The sequence below is a fragment of the Pseudomonas sp. GM_Psu_1 genome (assembly GCF_026544185.1).
GTDB lineage: Bacteria > Pseudomonadota > Gammaproteobacteria > Pseudomonadales > Pseudomonadaceae > Chryseomonas > Chryseomonas oryzihabitans.
In genome coordinates, this window is sequence record NZ_JALNUX010000001.1 from 354,198 (window position 1) to 370,001 (window position 15,804).

Annotated in this window: 15 protein-coding genes; 3 read left to right on the forward strand and 12 right to left on the reverse strand. The window is 68.2% G+C overall.

Annotated features, from left to right (window positions below):
* Positions 1–41 precede the first annotated feature (41 nt).
* On the forward strand, positions 42–494 hold the full coding sequence (locus tag OXS31_RS01650; RefSeq protein WP_007159880.1) for a thioesterase domain-containing protein: 453 nt from the start codon (positions 42–44) through the stop codon (positions 492–494).
* Between the two features lie 206 nt (positions 495–700).
* Here the strand turns inward: OXS31_RS01650 and OXS31_RS01655 are convergent, their stop codons facing one another.
* Positions 701–2,404, reverse strand: coding sequence for a penicillin-binding protein 2 (locus OXS31_RS01655; protein WP_027597412.1), 1,704 nt, complete (start codon positions 2,402–2,404; stop codon positions 701–703).
* A gap of 129 nt (positions 2,405–2,533) precedes the next feature.
* Here OXS31_RS01655 and OXS31_RS01660 point away from each other — a divergent pair, with 129 nt between their 5' ends.
* Entirely contained in the window at positions 2,534–2,848 is a 315-nt protein-coding gene (locus tag OXS31_RS01660) for a YkgJ family cysteine cluster protein (RefSeq protein WP_144954439.1), read from the forward strand.
* A gap of 153 nt (positions 2,849–3,001) precedes the next feature.
* Here the strand turns inward: OXS31_RS01660 and OXS31_RS01665 are convergent, their stop codons facing one another.
* Positions 3,002–3,406 (reverse strand): YkgJ family cysteine cluster protein, encoded by a 405-nt coding sequence (locus OXS31_RS01665; protein WP_144954435.1) that lies wholly within the window; start codon positions 3,404–3,406, stop codon positions 3,002–3,004.
* A gap of 3 nt (positions 3,407–3,409) precedes the next feature.
* Entirely contained in the window at positions 3,410–3,982 is a 573-nt protein-coding gene (locus OXS31_RS01670; RefSeq protein WP_144954432.1) for a xanthine phosphoribosyltransferase, read from the reverse strand.
* A gap of 180 nt (positions 3,983–4,162) precedes the next feature.
* Between OXS31_RS01670 and OXS31_RS01675 the strand changes: the two genes are divergently transcribed.
* Positions 4,163–6,220: a methyl-accepting chemotaxis protein gene (locus tag OXS31_RS01675; protein ID WP_267397511.1), complete on the forward strand. Its 2,058-nt coding sequence runs from the start codon at positions 4,163–4,165 to the stop codon at positions 6,218–6,220.
* 51 nt (positions 6,221–6,271) lie between these two features.
* Here the strand turns inward: OXS31_RS01675 and OXS31_RS01680 are convergent, their stop codons facing one another.
* The 9 genes from OXS31_RS01680 to OXS31_RS01720 all read right to left on the reverse strand — a co-directional run bounded on the left by OXS31_RS01680 (position 6,272) and on the right by OXS31_RS01720 (position 15,633).
* Positions 6,272–6,538 carry a hypothetical protein gene (locus OXS31_RS01680; protein ID WP_108581639.1) on the reverse strand — a complete coding sequence of 89 codons (267 nt, stop codon included), beginning with the start codon at positions 6,536–6,538 and terminating at the stop codon, positions 6,272–6,274.
* Positions 6,539–6,627: 89 nt separating this feature from the next.
* A complete protein-coding gene (locus OXS31_RS01685) occupies positions 6,628–7,734 on the reverse strand; it encodes a hypothetical protein (RefSeq protein ID WP_267397514.1) in 1,107 nt (368 codons plus the stop codon).
* Between the two features lie 76 nt (positions 7,735–7,810).
* Positions 7,811–8,482: a dethiobiotin synthase gene (gene bioD / locus OXS31_RS01690; protein ID WP_169855075.1), complete on the reverse strand. Its 672-nt coding sequence runs from the start codon at positions 8,480–8,482 to the stop codon at positions 7,811–7,813.
* Positions 8,483–8,487: 5 nt separating this feature from the next.
* Positions 8,488–9,303: a malonyl-ACP O-methyltransferase BioC gene (bioC, locus tag OXS31_RS01695; RefSeq protein WP_267397518.1), complete on the reverse strand. Its 816-nt coding sequence runs from the start codon at positions 9,301–9,303 to the stop codon at positions 8,488–8,490.
* Positions 9,284–10,009 carry an alpha/beta fold hydrolase gene (locus OXS31_RS01700; protein WP_042134626.1) on the reverse strand — a complete coding sequence of 242 codons (726 nt, stop codon included), beginning with the start codon at positions 10,007–10,009 and terminating at the stop codon, positions 9,284–9,286. The genes bioC and OXS31_RS01700 overlap by 20 nt, the downstream gene beginning before the upstream one ends.
* A 7-nt stretch (positions 10,010–10,016) precedes the next feature.
* Positions 10,017–11,192: an 8-amino-7-oxononanoate synthase gene (bioF, locus tag OXS31_RS01705; RefSeq protein WP_027597422.1), complete on the reverse strand. Its 1,176-nt coding sequence runs from the start codon at positions 11,190–11,192 to the stop codon at positions 10,017–10,019.
* Between the two features lie 138 nt (positions 11,193–11,330).
* Positions 11,331–12,380 carry a biotin synthase BioB gene (bioB, locus tag OXS31_RS01710; protein WP_007159868.1) on the reverse strand — a complete coding sequence of 350 codons (1,050 nt, stop codon included), beginning with the start codon at positions 12,378–12,380 and terminating at the stop codon, positions 11,331–11,333.
* 425 nt (positions 12,381–12,805) lie between these two features.
* Complete coding sequence (locus OXS31_RS01715; RefSeq protein ID WP_267397525.1) at positions 12,806–14,356, reverse strand: phospholipase D family protein; 1,551 nt, start codon at positions 14,354–14,356, stop codon at positions 12,806–12,808.
* Positions 14,353–15,633 (reverse strand): FAD-binding oxidoreductase, encoded by a 1,281-nt coding sequence (locus OXS31_RS01720; protein ID WP_267397526.1) that lies wholly within the window; start codon positions 15,631–15,633, stop codon positions 14,353–14,355. The genes OXS31_RS01715 and OXS31_RS01720 overlap by 4 nt, the downstream gene beginning before the upstream one ends.
* Positions 15,634–15,804: the final 171 nt, after the last annotated feature.

The following is a 15,804-nucleotide window of genomic DNA, read 5'->3' on the forward strand; positions in this document are numbered from 1 at the left end:
TCTGCTCCTGATAGTGAAATTCTGTCTGTAAGGACCCCGGCATGAGCCGCGACTGCCGTCATCTCGAATCCCTGTTGCACCACGATATTCCCATCACCAAGGCCCTGGGCCTGGAAGTCCGCGACTGGAGCGAGCAGCGCCTGCAGCTGCATGCCCCGCTGGACGCCAACATCAACCACGCCAGCACCATGTTCGGCGGCAGCCTCTATTGCGTGGCCGTGCTGGCCGGCTGGGGCTGGCTGTACCTGCGCCTGCGCGAAGCCGGCATCGAGGAAGGCCATATCCTCATCCAGGAAGGCCAGATCAGCTATCCGCGACCCATCACCACCGATGCCCTGGCCTATGGTGAGCCGCCCGAGGCGCGCGCCTGGGAACGCTTCGAGACCACCTTCCGCCGCCGCGGTCGTGCGCGTATCACCCTGCAGTCGCGCATCGTCAGCGAGAGTGGCGAGGATGGGGTACGTTTTACCGGTCAGTACGTGCTGCACCGCTGAGAGCTTGTCCAAAGTCTGCTGCGCGTCGGCCAAACTGCGTTGAAAAGACCTTCGGAATGCTCATTTACCGCTCGTAAACTCCGCTTCCTCAGGTCTTTTCGCCTTGTCTGGCTCTAGCTCGCGAGCCTTTGAACAAGCTCTGGCCGGGTAGCACAGCATGCAAAAGGGCGACCCTGGGGTCGCCCTTTTTCGTTTCCGTCAGCCGCTCAACCGTGGGAATGCGGTTCGGTCTTGGCCTGCTGGGCGGTATTGGTGTCGGGCAAATTGTCCGGCGGCACGGCCAGGGCGCGCAGGGCGCCGGACATGATCTCGCTGAAGGTCGGCGCCGAGACCAGGCCACCGAAGTAGCCTTCCTTGGTCGGGGTATCCAGCATCACCGCCAGCACCAGCTTGGGATCGGCCGCCGGCGCCATGCCGACGAACAGCGAGCGATAGGCGTGCTCGGTGTAGCTGCCGGAGCCGGCCTTGCGCGCGGTACCCGACTTGCCGGCCACGTGATAGCCGGGCACCCGGGCGCGGATCACGCCGCCTTCGTCTTCCACCACGTGGTTGAGCATGGCGCGCAGGCGCCGGGCGATGGTCGGGTCCATGGCCTGGACGCTCTGCTGCTTCTGGTCCTTGAGCAGGGTCAGGGGGGTCAGCAGGCCGTCGTTGGCGATCACCGAATAGGCCTGGGCCAATTCGGCGACGTTGACCGCCAGGCTGTAGCCAAAGGACATACTGGCCGTGGCGATCTGCGACCACTTGGTGTGGCCGGGCAGGTAGCCGGCGTTCTCGCCGGGAAAGCCCAGCGCCATGGGATTGCCGAAACCGACCCGGCTGAGCTGTTCGTAGATGGGCAGCGGGCCGATCTGCAGGGCCACCTTGCTCATGCCGATGTTGGACGAGTTGAGCAGCACCCCGGTCATGGTCAGCACGCCGCGCTTGGCCACGTCGTGGATGGTGTGACCGTCGATGGTCATCCAGCCCGGCGCCACGTCCACGGTGCTGTTCTCGTTGAACTTGCCCGAGGCCAGGGCCACCGACATGCTGAACGGCTTGATCACCGAGCCGGGCTCGAAGGCGTCGGTCAAGGTGCGGTTGCGCATGTTGGGGATCTGCAGGGTGGCGCGGTTGTTGGGGTTGTAGGAGGGGAAGTTGGTCATCGCCAGGATCTGGCCAGTCTTGGGATTGACCAGCACGGCCGACCCGGACTGGGCGCCGAACTTCTCCACCGCCGTCTGCAGGGCGCGATAGGCGATGAACTGCAGGCGCAGGTCGATGGACAGGGCCACGTCCTTGCTCGGTTGCGGCTGGCGCACCACGCGGATGTTCTTGACCACCGAGCCGCGCGGATTGATCAGCACCTCGCGCACCCCGCCGCGACCGGCCAGCCAGTCTTCGAAGCCCAGTTCCAGGCCCTCCTGGCCATGGCCGTCGATGTTGACCATGCCGATCACCTGGGCCACCAGGTCGGAGCTGGGGTAGTAGCGCTTGTACTCCTTGATCTGGCGCACCCCGGGCACGCCGAGGGCCATGATGTTCTCGCCGTCGATGGGCGACAGGGCCCGCGCCAGGTAGAGGAAGTGCTTTTCCGGATGGCCGAGGATCAGGTTGCGCAGTTCGGCTTCGGGCTTGTGGATGGCCTGGGCCAGGCGCCCCAGCTGGTCGGCGCTGTCCTGCATCTCGGACGGATTGCACCAGATGGTCACCACCTCGGTGGAAACCGCCAGGGGCGCGCCGTTGCGGTCGGTGATCATGCCGCGGGTCACTGGAATGGCGATGTGGCGCACCGAGCGGCGGTCGCCCTGGTCACCCAGGAAGGCGGCATCGAACAGCTTGAGGTAGGTGATGCGGCCGGCGACCACGCAGGTCAGCAGGACCAGCACGACGACCACGACATAGAAGCGATAGCGGGGTGCGGCCGTCATGGCGGCTCCTGCGCGAGAAGAGGGCTTGGGCATGGTCACAACTGGTTACAACCGTCAGGGACGCGCATGGTAACTGCTCCAGCCATCGGCCGGAAACCGCTGGGCGGTCGGGGGCGGTACACTGCGCACATGAGCGACATCCCCCTGCACGATCTTTCCACCCCAACCGTGACCTGCGAGAGCTGTCAGGCCTGGTGCTGCCGCCAGGAAGTCCTGCTGTTCGACGACGCCGGCGTGCCCGCCCGCTACATCGAGGAAGACTGGACCGGTACCCGCATGAAGCGCCTCGACGACGGCTGGTGCGCCGCCCTGGATCGCGAGCAGATGAATTGCAGCATCTACGAGGTGCGGCCCTGGGTCTGCCGGATCTTCGACATGGCCGGCCCGGAATGCCTGGAGGAGCGGGCGGACATGCAAAGGGCGATGGAGAGTGGCGATTTCTAGCGGCTCGCCTGAAAGGCTCGGCCGCCGGGAAGTCTTATCGCGGCCGTGGGCCGCTCCTACAGGGGATGAGGCTTCTGTAGGAGCGGCCCATGGCCGCGATAGTCCGAGCCAGAGCGGTCGCTACGGCGCACCGGCATGGCCGCGATCAGGGATTCAACGCAGCTTCTGCGGCTTGTAGGCGCAATACCCCGGGCGCGGGCCGACCCTGGGGTGGTTGCGGCAGGTTTCCGGACGCTGGTCGTAGATGGTGCACAGCCGCGTCTTGGGATGCAGGTAGACGCAGTCGTTGTTGGACAGCCGCACCAGGGTGAAGAGCCCGGTCTTGGCGTTGAGACGCTCGACCACGCCGTCCTTCTTGAGTCGCCTGGCGATGTCCTTGAGCGGCTCGCCCTTCTCGAATTCGTCCACCACGCCCATGCGGATCAGATCGGACAGACGGGCTTCCACCGGCAGGGTGCAGCAGCTGGACACGCAGTCCAGGCACATGGCCTTGTCGTAACGGATCCAGGTTTCGGTGCGATCGAGATCGGCCCCGAGAATGCGCAGTATCTGAGCCATGGCTTACTCGGCGAAGGTGACCTGACCATCGGCCAGGGAGGCGACGCGGGCCAGGGATTCGACGCGATAGCCCTGGGCGTCGAGTTCGGCGCGACCGACCTGGAAGGACTTCTCGATGACGATGCCCAGCCCTGCGACCTTGGCCCCGGCCTGACCGATGATGGAGATCAGCGCCTTGGCCGCCTTACCGTTGGCGAGGAAGTCGTCGATGATCAGCACCCGATCGTCGGATGACAGATGCATGGTCGAGACGGCTATGGTGCTCTCCGTCTGCTTGGTAAAGGAATAGACGCTGGCCACCAGCAGGTTGTCGGTCAGGGTCAGCGACTGGTGCTTGCGGGCGAAGATCACCGGCACGCCCAGCTCCAGTCCGGTCAGCACCGCCGGGGCGATCCCCGAGGCTTCGATGGTCACGATCTTGGTGATGCCGGCGTCGGCGAAGCGGCGGGCGAACTCCTGACCGATGTCGCGCATCAGCGCCGGATCGATCTGGTGGTTGAGGAAGGCATCGACCTTGAGCACCTGCTCGGAGAGTACTTGGCCTTCGCTGCGAATCTTGGCTTTGAGGCGTTCCACGCGGACGGTCCTTTAACGGCAACGCCCGGGCCTGAGTGCAGGACCGGGTCTGGGAATACGGGAGGGCGGCGATTGTGCCCTATCTTTCAAGAAAGTCGTTAGTTTGCCGACAAATCGTCCTATAGCTATCCGCAACGGATAGCCGACGCTTGCCGGTGGCTGGCACAGGAGTGGTCGAACATGGGTGTTTTGTTGTCACCGGGTATGCGCGTGCTGAGCCAGTTCGGCTTCGCCCGCAAGTTCGCCCTGCTGCTGGTGCTGTTCATCCTGCCGCTGGCGGTCAGTCTCTGGCTGCTGGGCGCCGATTTCCAGGCCAAGCTGGCCACTGTCAGTGGCGAGCGCAGTGGCGTGCGACTGCTGCAACGGCTGGATGCCGTGGAAGAAGAACTCACCCTCCGGCGCAACCTGACCGCGCGCTGGAAGGCGATCGATACCAGTCGCCAGGAGACGCCGGCCGTGCAGGCCGCCATCGCCGCCCTGGAAAGTCGCAACGACAGTCGGCGCGAGCGGCTCGCCCAGCTCGGACAGCAACTGGAGAGCGAAGGGGTCAGCGCCGATGTGCAGGCGCGCTTCAAGACCCTGCAGCAGGCGCTCGCCGGGCTTGAGGTCAGCGATCTGCGCAGCCTGGGCTGGTGGCCGGACGGCTACGACAGATTCACCGCCGCCCTGGGCGCCGTGCAGGCGCTGCGCGAGGAGATCGCCCTGGACAGCGGCCTCATCCTCGATCCCTGGATGGAAACCTACCTGCTGATGCAGATCGGCACCACCCAGTCGGTCGAGTTGTACGAGCGCCTCGGCCGCCTGGCCAGCGTCGGTCAGGCCAGTGTGGTCTCCGGCCAGTTCAGCCTGCAGAGCCGCCTGCAGTTGCGCGACCTGCGCGCCCGCGTCGGCGATTCCAGCGAGAGCCTGGCCAAGGTCGCGGTGCTGCTCGGCAACAAGCTGCCCGCCGACATGGCCGGCTGGAAGGATGATTACCAGAAGCTCAGCAGCCAGCTGGACGCCAGTCTCAAGACCCTCGATCAGGGGGTGTTCGGCGGCGAGATCACGCTCAAGCCGGAGCAGTTCGAAACCACGCTGGACGGGGTCCTGCAGGGGCTGCAGACCTTCCGCCAGCAGACCCTGAAGAATCTGGACCAACGGCTGCAATACTATGGCGCCGATGCCGTGCGCAGCTTTGCCGCCATCGCCGCCGGCTTCGGCCTGCTGCTGGTGGTGACCTGCTACCTGCTGCTGTGCATGCAGGCCGCCATTCGTGGCAGCGCCCGGCGCATCACCACCCTGGCCGAAGGCCTGCGCGACGGCGACCTGACCCGTTCGGCCCAGGTGACTGGCCAGGATGAACTGGCCGAGATCGGACGCGCCCTTGACCTGGCCGTGGTGCAGCTGCGCGGCAGTCTGCAGGCGGTCGAGCAGGAGAGTCGCCAGGTGGGCACGGCGTCCGGGGAGCTGGGTCAGCAGGCCGAGGCGGCGCTGGGCGCCGTCGAAGCCCAGCGCCAGCAGATCACCCAGATCGCCACCGCCGCCACCGAACTGGCCGCCACCGCCCAGGGCGTGGCCCAGAGTTGCGAAGAGGCCGCCGGGCGCGCCGAGCAGATGCGCGGCATCGCCGAGGCCAGCCAGAGTGACAGTCGCCAGACCACTGCCAGCATCCAGCGCCTCAACCAGCGCCTGGACGAGACAGCTGCGGCCATGGCCCAGGTCAATGCCCAGGCCGGGCAGATCCAGCAGGTGGTGGACGTCATCCGCGGCATCGCCGAACAGACCAACCTGCTGGCGCTCAACGCCGCCATCGAGGCGGCCCGGGCCGGTGACCAGGGAAGGGGCTTCGCGGTGGTCGCCGACGAGGTACGTTCGCTGTCGCAGCGCACCCAGGCTTCCACGGCGCAGATCGCCGGGACCGTTGGCAGCCTGAGCGGCACCGTGGCGCAGGCCGTGTCCCTGATGCAGGAGGCCTGCGGCCAGGCCGCCAGCGATGCCCAGTCGATCACCGGGCTGGGGCGGCGGCTGGAAGAGATCGCCGAGTCGGTGCAGGGCGTCTCCGACACCCTGGTGCAGATCGCCACCGCCGCCGAACAGCAGGCGGTCACCGCCGACCAGGTCAGTGGCAATATCCAGCAGATCGATGGGGCCGCGGCCGATCTGCTCGGCAATGCGCGCACGGTGCAGAGCACGGCGGTGGGTCTGGAGGCGGGCAGTCGCACCCTGACGGCCAACACCACCCGCTTCCGCCTGGGCTAGCACGCAAAAGGGGCGCCTTTTAGGGCGCCCCTTCTACTCAAAGCTTTCTGATCAGGCCCGGGTATCGAGCAGCCGGCCCAGGGTTTCCTGCGAGGCCTGCATGACCTTGGTACCGGCCAGCGCCTGGTACTTGCCGACATCCAGATTGACCAGCTCGCTGGCCAGATCGGCCTGGCTGTTGGTGGTCGCGGCCAGGGCTTCCTGTTCGTTGCGGGCCGTCTGGGAGGCGAGGGCGGCACCGGCCTTTTCGACCGTGCGGCTACCGTTCTGGTAGGCCTGCACCCCGGCATAGAGCGAATTGCTTGAAGTCACGTTCATGGACAGGGTCCTCGACGGTGATGTCAAAGGGCTATTGAAGCAGCTTTGACGCCAAAGAACCAGCAGTCCCCGTCACCGCCTGTGTCCGGCTATTGCTGGATCGTCGCCCGATTGCCCTGGCCGCTCTGGCGCAGGTCGAGGCTGTTGCCCGCACCGACCTGACTGATGGAGGCGTACTGGCTGGCGCCCTGCTGGCTAACGCTGACGCGCGCATCGCTGGCCAGTCCTGCCTGCAGCAGATGGCCATCACCCATTTGCTCGACGCTCAGCTCGAGGTTGTCGCCCACCCCGACCGCACTGATCTCGTTGTCGTTGCCCTGGGTAGTCAGGGTCAGGCGCGAATCCTCACCGCCGATCAGGACGCCAGCGCTGTTGCGATTGCCCTGCTGTTGCAGCTCGAGGCGGTTGCCATTGCCGGTCAGATTCACCTGGACGGCATTGTCGTCGCCGAGTTGCCGCGCGCTGACGCGCTGGGGGCTGGCGTCGAGGCCGTTCTGCTGCACCGCCGCCTGGTTGCGGTTGCCGATCTGGATCAGCTGGACGTCCTGCTGCCGCGCGCCCTGGCGAGCGCCGGCCCGGTTGTCGTCGCCGCGCTGCTCGACCACCGCCCGGTTGGCGGCGCCGCCCTGCAGCAGCTCGACCTCGTTGCGCGCGCCCAGGCTCAGCACGTCCTGGAGGTGATCCTCGCCCACCTGCCTGAGTCGCGCCGCGCTGTCGCGACCGTCCTGGAACAGATTCAGCCCGTTGCGCGCGCCCTCCTGCTCGATGCGCAGCCGCTGGTCGTCACCGCCCTGGCGCACCAGGGCTTCGTCGAGCAGGCCGCGCTGGACGATCTCCACCGTATTGCGCTGGCCATGGCCCTGGTAGACATAGGCGTGGCTCTGGCTGGCTTCGCCCTGGTCGATGCTGACCTCGCGCGCGCCACCGGCGGCCTGGGTGACATTGGTGAAGTTGCCCACGCCGCCCTGCTCGACGCGGGTACGGTCGCCCCGGGAGGCGCTCTGGGTGAGATAGGCCTGGCTGGCACGACCGCTCTGGCTGACCTCCAGGGTGCCCTCGCGGGTATCCGGCGCCTGGCTCAGGAAGGCGCCGAGGCGCTCGCCGCGCTGCTCCACGCGGGTCTGGTTGTCCAGCGCCCAGGTGGTGCTGGTCAGGCCGAGCAGGCCCAGGCAGGTCAGGAACTTGAAGGTAGGCACTCGGGCGATCCGGCAGCGGCAGACAGGGCAGTCTGCCGCCGGCCTGGCCCACCGGCCATCGCCCGAAAGACTGATATCAGCCGGGCAGGCGCAGGTGCGCGGCGACCGCCGCCGGCGTGGCCGCGGCCAGGTACGGCACCGTGCCCAGGCAGGGCGCCGGCAGGCGTTCGTGCAGGGTGGCGAGGTTGTCGTCCAGGCGCAGGGTGGCCGGTGCCACCAGGTTGGCCACCCAGCCGGCCAGGGTCAGGCCGTCGGCGAGGATGGCCTCGGCGCTGAGCAGGGCGTGGTTGATGCAACCCAGGCGCACGCCCACCACCAGAACGACCGGCAGACCCAGCTCGCGGGCCAGATCGGAAAGGGACTCCCGGCCGGCCAGGGGCACGCGCCAGCCGCCGGCGCCTTCCACCAGGGTGAAGTCGGCCTGCAGCGCCAGGATCCGCCGCACCGGGGCGGCCAGGGCGGCGACGCTGAGGTCGATGCCGGCTTCGCGGGCTGCCAGATGCGGGGCGATGGCGGGTTCCAGGGCGATGGGATTGATGTCGGCGTAGTCGAGCGGCAGCGAGGTCTCGCCGAGCAGGGCCAGGGCGTCGCCGTTGCGCAGGCCCGCGGCGGTCCGTTCGCAGCCGGAGGCCACCGGCTTGACCCCGGCGGTGGCGAGACCCTGCAGCCGGGCCCGGTGCAGCAGGCCGGCGGCGATGGTGGTCTTGCCGATCTCGGTGTCGGTGCCGGTGACGAAGTAGGCGGACATGGGGGTCATTCCTTGCGCAGCAGGACGTGGATCACCTGGTAGGTGGCGGGCAGCCCGGCGGGCTCGCGCAGGCTCTCGTAGGCCTGGGTGAAGGCGGCCAGGCGCTGGCGACCGGTGAGGCCCTGGGGACGTCCCTGGTTGAGGTTGTGGGCGCCGATGGCCTTGAGGTGCTGGGTCAGGGCGCGTAGATCGGGGAAGTGCAGCCGCTCGGGCGCGACCTCCAGCGTCAGCCCCTGCAGGCCGCTGGCCTGGGCGGCGGCGACATAGGCCGTCTGGGGGCGGAAGCGATTGACGTGCACCTGGTCGTCCACCCGGGCCCAGCTCTGGCGCAGTTCGTCGAGGGTGCCGGCGACCAGGCTGCTGAAGGCCAGCACGCCACCCGGGCACAGGATGCGCCGCGCCTCGGCGAGCACCCTGGGCAGATCCGGGCACCACTGCAGGGCCAGGCTGGAGACGATGAGATCGCAGCTCTCCGCCCGCAGCGGCAGGCGTTCGGCGTCGGCGGTGAGGTAGTGCCGGGCCCCGGCGCCCTGGGCGCGGGCATGGCTAAGCATGCCGGGCGCCAGGTCCAGGGCCAGGCCTTCGGCCTGCGGATGACGGCGGGCCAGGGCGCGACTGCAATAGCCGGTGCCACTGCCCAGGTCCAGCCAGCGTTGCGGGTCAAGCCAGACTCGCTCCTCTAGAGCGTGTAGCCGGGCGAAGAGGCCGTCGGCGACCCGGCGTTGCAGCAGGGCGGCGCCGTCGTACTGCGCGGCGGCGCGGGAAAAGGACAGCGCCACCTGGCGCTTGTCGGGCAATACGTCAGCCATCGCGTCCTGCATAGATGAATTCACGGATACGGGTGGCCACCTCGTCCGGGCGTTCCAGGGGCAGGCCATGGCTGGCGTGCTCCAGGACCTCGACCTGGGCATTGGGCAGCTCGTCGCGCAGGGCCTGGGCCGCCGCGGCCGGCACCAGGGCGTCGTGGGCGCCGAACAGGTGCAGCTGGGGACCGCTGAAGGCCTGCAGGGCGGCGCGGGTGTCCAGGCGTGCCAGCAACTCCAGGCCGGCGATGACCACCTCGGGCTCGATCTCCGGCAGGGTCACCTGCAACTGGCGGGCGAGGGTGCGGCTGTCGCGGGCGCCCTGGGCCACCAGCAGGGTGAAGCGCCTGAGGGTCTGCTCGGCGTCCAGCGAGCAGGCCTCGAAGAAGTCGGTGAAGACGCTGCGCGCCATGGCGGTCTGCCAGCCGGCGCGGGCGACGAAGCAGGGATTGCTGGCCAGGGTGATGAGACCGTGCACGCCCTGGGGGCGGCGCAGGGTGAATTCGCTGGCGAGCATGCCGCCCAGCGACCAGCCGGCCAGCCAGCCGCCTTCGGCGATGCGGGCTTCCAGGTCGGTGAACCAGTCCTGGGTGTCGGCCAGGGCCGGCAGCGGCTCGATCAGCACGTCGAGAAAGGGTGCCTGCTCGACGAGTTCGTCACGCAGGGGCTCCAGCGGAGCACTGCCCAGGCCCCAGCCGGGCAGCAAGATCAGGGTATCGCGCATTGGTCGGTCACTTATCCGCGTCAGGCGGTAATTCGGCCATGGCCTGGGCCAGAGCGTCGAGCAAGAGGTCCACGTGCGCTTCGCGATGGGCCGCCGTCAGGGTCACCCGCAGGCGGGCACTGCCGGCCGGTACGGTGGGCGGTCGGATGGCGGTGACCAGGATCCCGCGTCGGCGCAGGGCGGCGGAGAGTGCGAGGGCGCGCGCGCTGTCGCCGACCAGGATCGGCTGGATCGGCGTGGCGCTGAGCATAAGGTCCAGGCCGAGGGCCGTCGCGCCCCTGCGGAATCTCTGGATCAAAGTGTGCAGAAGCTCACGGCGCCAGCCCTCCTCACGGACGAGCTGCAGGGCGGCGAGGGTGGCGCAGGCCACCGCTGGCGGCTGGCTGGTGGTGTAGATATAGGGGCGGGCGAACTGGATCAGCGTCTCGATCAGTTCCTCGCTGCCGGCGACAAAGGCCCCGGCGGTGCCGCAGGCCTTGCCCAGGGTGCCGACCAGCACCGGGACCTGGCCCTGATCCAGGCCGAAGTGCTCGACGATGCCGCCGCCGCTGGCGCCCAGGGTGCCGATGCCGTGGGCATCGTCCACCAGGGTCCAGGCGCCGTGGCGCTGGGCGACCTCGCAGAGCTCGGGCAGGGCGGCCAGATCGCCGTCCATGCTGAAGACGCCGTCGGTGACCACCAGGGTGTCGCCCTCGGCCTTGGCTAGGCGCGTGGCCAGGCTGGCCGGGTCGTTGTGCAGATAGCGGCCGAAGCGCGCGCCGCTGAGCAGGCCGGCGTCGAGCAGGGAGGCATGGTTGAGGCGGTCTTCCAGCACGGTGTCGCCACGCCCGACCAGGGCGGTGACGGCTGCCAGGTTGGCCATGTAGCCGGTGGAGAACAGCAGGGCGCGTGGCCGCCCGGTGAGGTCGGCGAGGGCTTCTTCGACCTGGTGATGCGGACCGCTGTGGCCGATCACCAGGTGCGAGGCGCCGCCGCCCACGCCCCAGCGCTCGGCGCCCGCGCGCAGGGCGGCGATCACCTGGGGGTGATTGGCCAGGCCCAGGTAGTCGTTGCTGCAGAAGGCCAGCAGGGACTCGCCATCCACCACCACCTCGGGGCCCTGGGGCGCTTCCAGCAAAGGGCGGCGCCGATAGAGGTGCTCGGCGTGACGCTGGGCCAGGCGGGCGGCGAGGTCGAAGGCCATGGGGAGTCTCGGTAGCGTTGGAAGGCCCCTCACCCCAGCCCTCTCCCGAGGGGAGAGGGGGTTGGTCTGGAGCGCGGGTTGGGCGGTGGTTTACCCTCACCCCGGCCCTCTCCCAGGGGGAGAGGGGGACGACAGGGGTCAGGCGGTGGCGGCGTCGTAGAAGAGTTCGCTGTTGCGCTGTTCCACCAGGGCCTGCTCGATGGCGGCCTGGTGCACCTCGTCGGCGTGTTCTTCGCGGGCTTCGGGCTGGATGCCGAGGCGGGCGAACAGCTGCATGTCCTTGTCGGCCTGGGGGTTGCCGGTGGTCAGCAGCTTCTCGCCGTAGAAGATGGAGTTGGCACCGGCCAGGAAGGCCAGGGACTGCATCTGCTCGTTCATCTGCTCGCGACCGGCGGACAGGCGCACATGGGACTTGGGCATGAGGATGCGCGCTACCGCCAGGGTGCGGATGAAGTCGAAGGGATCGACGTCCTTCTCTTCGGCCAGCGGGGTGCCCTGGACCTTGACCAGCATGTTGATCGGCACCGACTCGGGGTGCTCGGGCAGGTTGGCCAGCTGGATCAGCAGGCCGGCACGGTCGTCCACCGACTCGCCCATGCCGAGGATGCCGCCGGAGCAGATCTTCATCCCGGCTTCACGAACGTAGGCCAGGGTCTGCAGGCGCTCGCCGTAGGTGCGGGTGGTGATGATGTTGCCGTAGAACTCCGGCGAGGTGTCCAGGTTGTGGTTGTAGTAGTCCAGTCCGGCGTCGGCCAGAGCGCGGGTCTGCTCCTGGTCCAGGCGGCCTAGGGTCATGCAGGTCTCCAGGCCCAGGGCCTTGACGCCCTGCACCATCTGCAGCACATAGGGCATGTCCTTGGCGGAGGGATGCTTCCAGGCGGCGCCCATGCAGAAACGGGTGGAGCCGATGGCCTTGGCCTCGGCGGCCGCCTCCAGCACCTTCTGCACCTCCATCAGCTTTTCCTTTTCCAGACCGGTGTTGTAGTGGCCGGACTGGGGGCAGTACTTGCAGTCTTCCGGGCAGGCGCCGGTCTTGATCGACAGCAGGGTGGAGACCTGCACGCGATTGGGATCGAAGTGCTGGCGATGCACGCCCTGGGCCTGGAACAGCAGGTCGTTGAAGGGCTGCTGGAACAGGGCGCGGACTTCGGCGAGAGTCCAGTCGTGACGCAGGGCGGTAGCGCTCATGGGAGATCCTCGATGCATAGGACGGCCGGGTGCCGGAGCGGGGCCGATGAATGCGGTCGACCTTAGCCGAAGTCCTGGTCGACTACTGCTCATAAAATGAGCAATTGCCGGATTTTTTGCAGGGAGATTGATGGGGTGTGGTTTGGGACACGGTGGCGCGTGGATCGGGTCCGTTGAGCTTCACCGGGTTCGGTATGGGGTAAGTCGTAGGACTGAAGCCAATCGCGGCCATGGGCCGCTCCTACAAAGGCATCACTCCCTGTAGGAGCGGTCGCTACGGCGCACCGGCATGGCCGCGATAAAGACGGTTGCTCCTACAGCAGCCGGATATTCCGTAGGAGCGGCCGCAGCGGTGGACCGTCATGGCCGCAATAGCCCCAACCTGAGCGACCTGGTTGGCTTCGCTATGCTCAGCCCAACCTACGTCAGAGCATCCGCTCCAGCCCCACGGCCTTGACCACCCAGGCGTTGAAACGGCGCCAGGCGCTGCCCGGTTCGTGGTGCAGCACCCGCGGCTGGCCGTCGCGTTCGCTGACCCACTCCAGGCGCACCTGCCCGCGATCCTCGACGCGCTTGACCGCATAGGAGACGCTCGGGTCCATGCCCTGCAGCATCAGCTGGCGCAGGCGGCCGGTGAGGACCGGGCTGTCCACCAGGATGCCGACCTCGGTATTCCACAGCACCGAGCGCGGATCGAAGTTGAAGGAGCCGATAAAGGACCAGCGCCCGTCGATGGCCATGGCCTTGCTGTGCAGGCTGGATTCGGATTCGCCAAAGCTGTAGGGCAGAGCGGATCGCTTCTGGTCCGGGCGGGCGCGCAACTCATAGAGCCTGACCCCCCGGGCCAGCAGCGCCGCGCGATAGGGCGCGTAGCCGGCGTGCACGGCGGGCACGTCGGTGGCTTCCAGGGCGTTGGTCAGCACCCGCACATCGACGCCGCGGGCGGCCAGGCCGCCCAGGTAGGCGACCCCCTGATTCATCGGCACGAAGTAGGAAGAGACCAGCAGCAGTTCGTGCTGGGCGCCGTCCAGGGTCGGTTGCAGCTGATGGGTGAGCAGCAGCTGCCAGTCCGGTTCGTCCTCGGCCAAGACCTTGCGCGGCGCATCCCAGAACGCCTGGGCGTGGGCCCAGGTCAGCTCCTGCAGCCAGCCGTCGAGCTGGGGCGCGGTGGCGTAGCGCCGCAGGCGGTTGTACAGCGCCAGGTCGCGGGTGCGTTCGCTGTCGAGGTAATGATGCAGCCGCGCGCGCAGCCGCACCAGGGCGGTGGGCGAGGGGGCGAACCAGCGCAGCCGCCGGGCCGGCTGGCTCAGCGGACTGTTCCAGTACTGGTCGAAGCTGGTGCCCAGCTGGCGCGCCACCGGGCCGGCGGCGAGCAGGTCGAGATCGGTGAAATTCATCTCCGGGCGGGCATCGAAGTATTCGTCGCCCAGGTTGCGTCCGCCGACGATGGCCACGCTGTCGTCGGCCAGCCACAGCTTGTTGTGCATGCGGCGGTGCTGGTGGTTGAGATCCACCAGCCGGCCCAGGGCCCGGGTCGGACCGGTGCTGCGGCCCAGGTGCAGCGGATTGAAGACGCGGATCTGCACATTGGGATGGGCCGCCAGCACGGCGATCTGGTAATCGTTGCCGTCGCTGCTGGTGTCGTCGATGAGGAAGCGGATGCGCACGCCGCGATCCGCGGCCTTGAGCAGTTCGTTGACCAGCAGTCGCGTGGTCAGGCCGTCGTGGACGATGTAGTACTGGATGTCCAGGCTGCGCTGGGCCTTGCGGATCAGCTCGGCGCGGGCGGTGAAGGCGTCGGTGCTGGTTTCCAGCAGGCGCAGTCCCGACAGCCCCGGATGGGCGGCGCCGGCGGCGCGCACCTGGCTGTCCAGGGCGGTGCCGGCGACCGGCAGCACCTGGGAGGCGTGGCGCGGAATCGGCGTGGCGCAGCCGGCCAGCAGCGCCAGCAGCAGGGGGACGAGCAGGCGGATCACAGGCTGTCCTTGAGGCGATACCAGAGCATGCCCAGGGCCAGCAGCGGCGACCTCAGGTGGCGACCGCCGGGAAAGCGCGCATGGGGCACCCGGGCGAAGAGGTCGAAACCGGCCGACTGAGCCAGGATGGCCTCGGCCAGCAGGTGACCGGCCAGGTGGGTGGCGTTGACCCCATGACCGGCATAGGCCTGGGCATGGAAGACGTTGGGGTGCTCGCGCAGCCGACCGATCTGCGGCAGGCGATTGGCGCCGATGCCGATCATGCCGCCCCAGGCGTAGTCGATCCGCACATCCGCCAGTTCGGGGAAGACCTCCAGCATCTTCGGCCTCATATAGCCGGCGATGTCCCGGGGATCGCGCCCGGAATAGTGGCAGGCGCCGCCGAACAGCAGGCGGCGGTCGGCGGAGAGGCGGAAGTAGTCCACCGCCACGTTCTGGTCGCAGACCGCGCGATTGCCCGGCAGCAGCCGCGCGGCGCGCTCGGCGGAGAGCGGCTCGGTGGCGATGACATAGCTGCCGGCCGGCAGGACCTGGGCGGCGAGGTCGGGTTGCAGGTCGTCGATATAGGCGTTGCAGCAGAGCACCAGGGTGTCGGCGCTGACCCGGCCGCGGGCAGTGTGGACGCGCACCCGGGGGCCGTATTCCAGGCGGGTGACCTGGCTGTCTTCGTGCAGTTGCACGCCCAGCGCCCGGGCCGCGGCGGCTTCGCCGAGGGCCAGGTTGAGCGGATGCAGGTGGCCGGAGCCCTCGTCGATCAGAGCACCCTGGTAGCGCTCGGAACCCACCACCTCCGCCAGCCGGGCCTTGGGCACCAGTCGTAGCGGATGGGGGTAACCCAGCGCCTGCAGCGCGGCGTGCTCTTCCTGCAGATGCTGCCAGTGGCGCGGCTTGTTGGCCAGGTCGGCGAAGCCCCAGGTGAGCGCGCAGTCGATGCCGTGGCGGGCGATGCGCTGGCGGACCCGATCCACCGCCTCGAAGCCCAGCCGCTTGAGTTCGCGTACCCCTTCGGCACCTATGACCGACTCGAATTGCTCGACGTCATGGCCGACGCCACGGATCAGCTGACCACCGTTGCGGCCGCTGGCACCCCAGCCGATGCGGCGGGCTTCCAGCAGCACCACCCGGGCGCCCCGCTCGGCCAGTTCCAGGGCGGTGTTGAGCCCGGAAAAGCCACCGCCGACCACGCAGACATCCGCCTGGACCTCGCCCTCCAGGGGCGGAAAGTCCAGGTCCAGATTGGCGGTGGCGGCGTAGTAGGAAGGCGCGTGGGGCTGCATAGGCGGCGTCTGATTTAGCAGGCGAAAGGGACAAGAGCCTGTTCAAAGTCTTGCGAGCTAGAGCCAGACAAGGAGAACAGACTTGAGGAAGCGGAGTTTACACAGAGTAAATGAGCATTCCGAAAGTCTGTTCGACGCGGTTTGGCCGACGCGCAGCTGACTTTGAATAGG

Coding starts and splice junctions, on each gene's coding strand:
- OXS31_RS01675 (WP_267397511.1), top strand. CDS start 4,163: ATGGGTGTTTTGTTGTCACCGGGTATGCGCGTGCTGAGCCAGTTCGGC.
- OXS31_RS01720 (WP_267397526.1), bottom strand. CDS start 15,633: ATGCAGCCCCACGCGCCTTCCTACTACGCCGCCACCGCCAATCTGGAC.
- OXS31_RS01700 (WP_042134626.1), bottom strand. CDS start 10,009: ATGCGCGATACCCTGATCTTGCTGCCCGGCTGGGGCCTGGGCAGTGCT.
- OXS31_RS01665 (WP_144954435.1), bottom strand. CDS start 3,406: ATGGCTCAGATACTGCGCATTCTCGGGGCCGATCTCGATCGCACCGAA.
- OXS31_RS01655 (WP_027597412.1), bottom strand. CDS start 2,404: ATGACGGCCGCACCCCGCTATCGCTTCTATGTCGTGGTCGTCGTGCTG.
- bioC (WP_267397518.1), bottom strand. CDS start 9,303: ATGCAGGACGCGATGGCTGACGTATTGCCCGACAAGCGCCAGGTGGCG.
- bioD (WP_169855075.1), bottom strand. CDS start 8,482: ATGTCCGCCTACTTCGTCACCGGCACCGACACCGAGATCGGCAAGACC.
- OXS31_RS01680 (WP_108581639.1), bottom strand. CDS start 6,538: ATGAACGTGACTTCAAGCAATTCGCTCTATGCCGGGGTGCAGGCCTAC.
- OXS31_RS01650 (WP_007159880.1), top strand. CDS start 42: ATGAGCCGCGACTGCCGTCATCTCGAATCCCTGTTGCACCACGATATT.
- bioF (WP_027597422.1), bottom strand. CDS start 11,192: ATGGCCTTCGACCTCGCCGCCCGCCTGGCCCAGCGTCACGCCGAGCAC.
- bioB (WP_007159868.1), bottom strand. CDS start 12,380: ATGAGCGCTACCGCCCTGCGTCACGACTGGACTCTCGCCGAAGTCCGC.
- OXS31_RS01660 (WP_144954439.1), top strand. CDS start 2,534: ATGAGCGACATCCCCCTGCACGATCTTTCCACCCCAACCGTGACCTGC.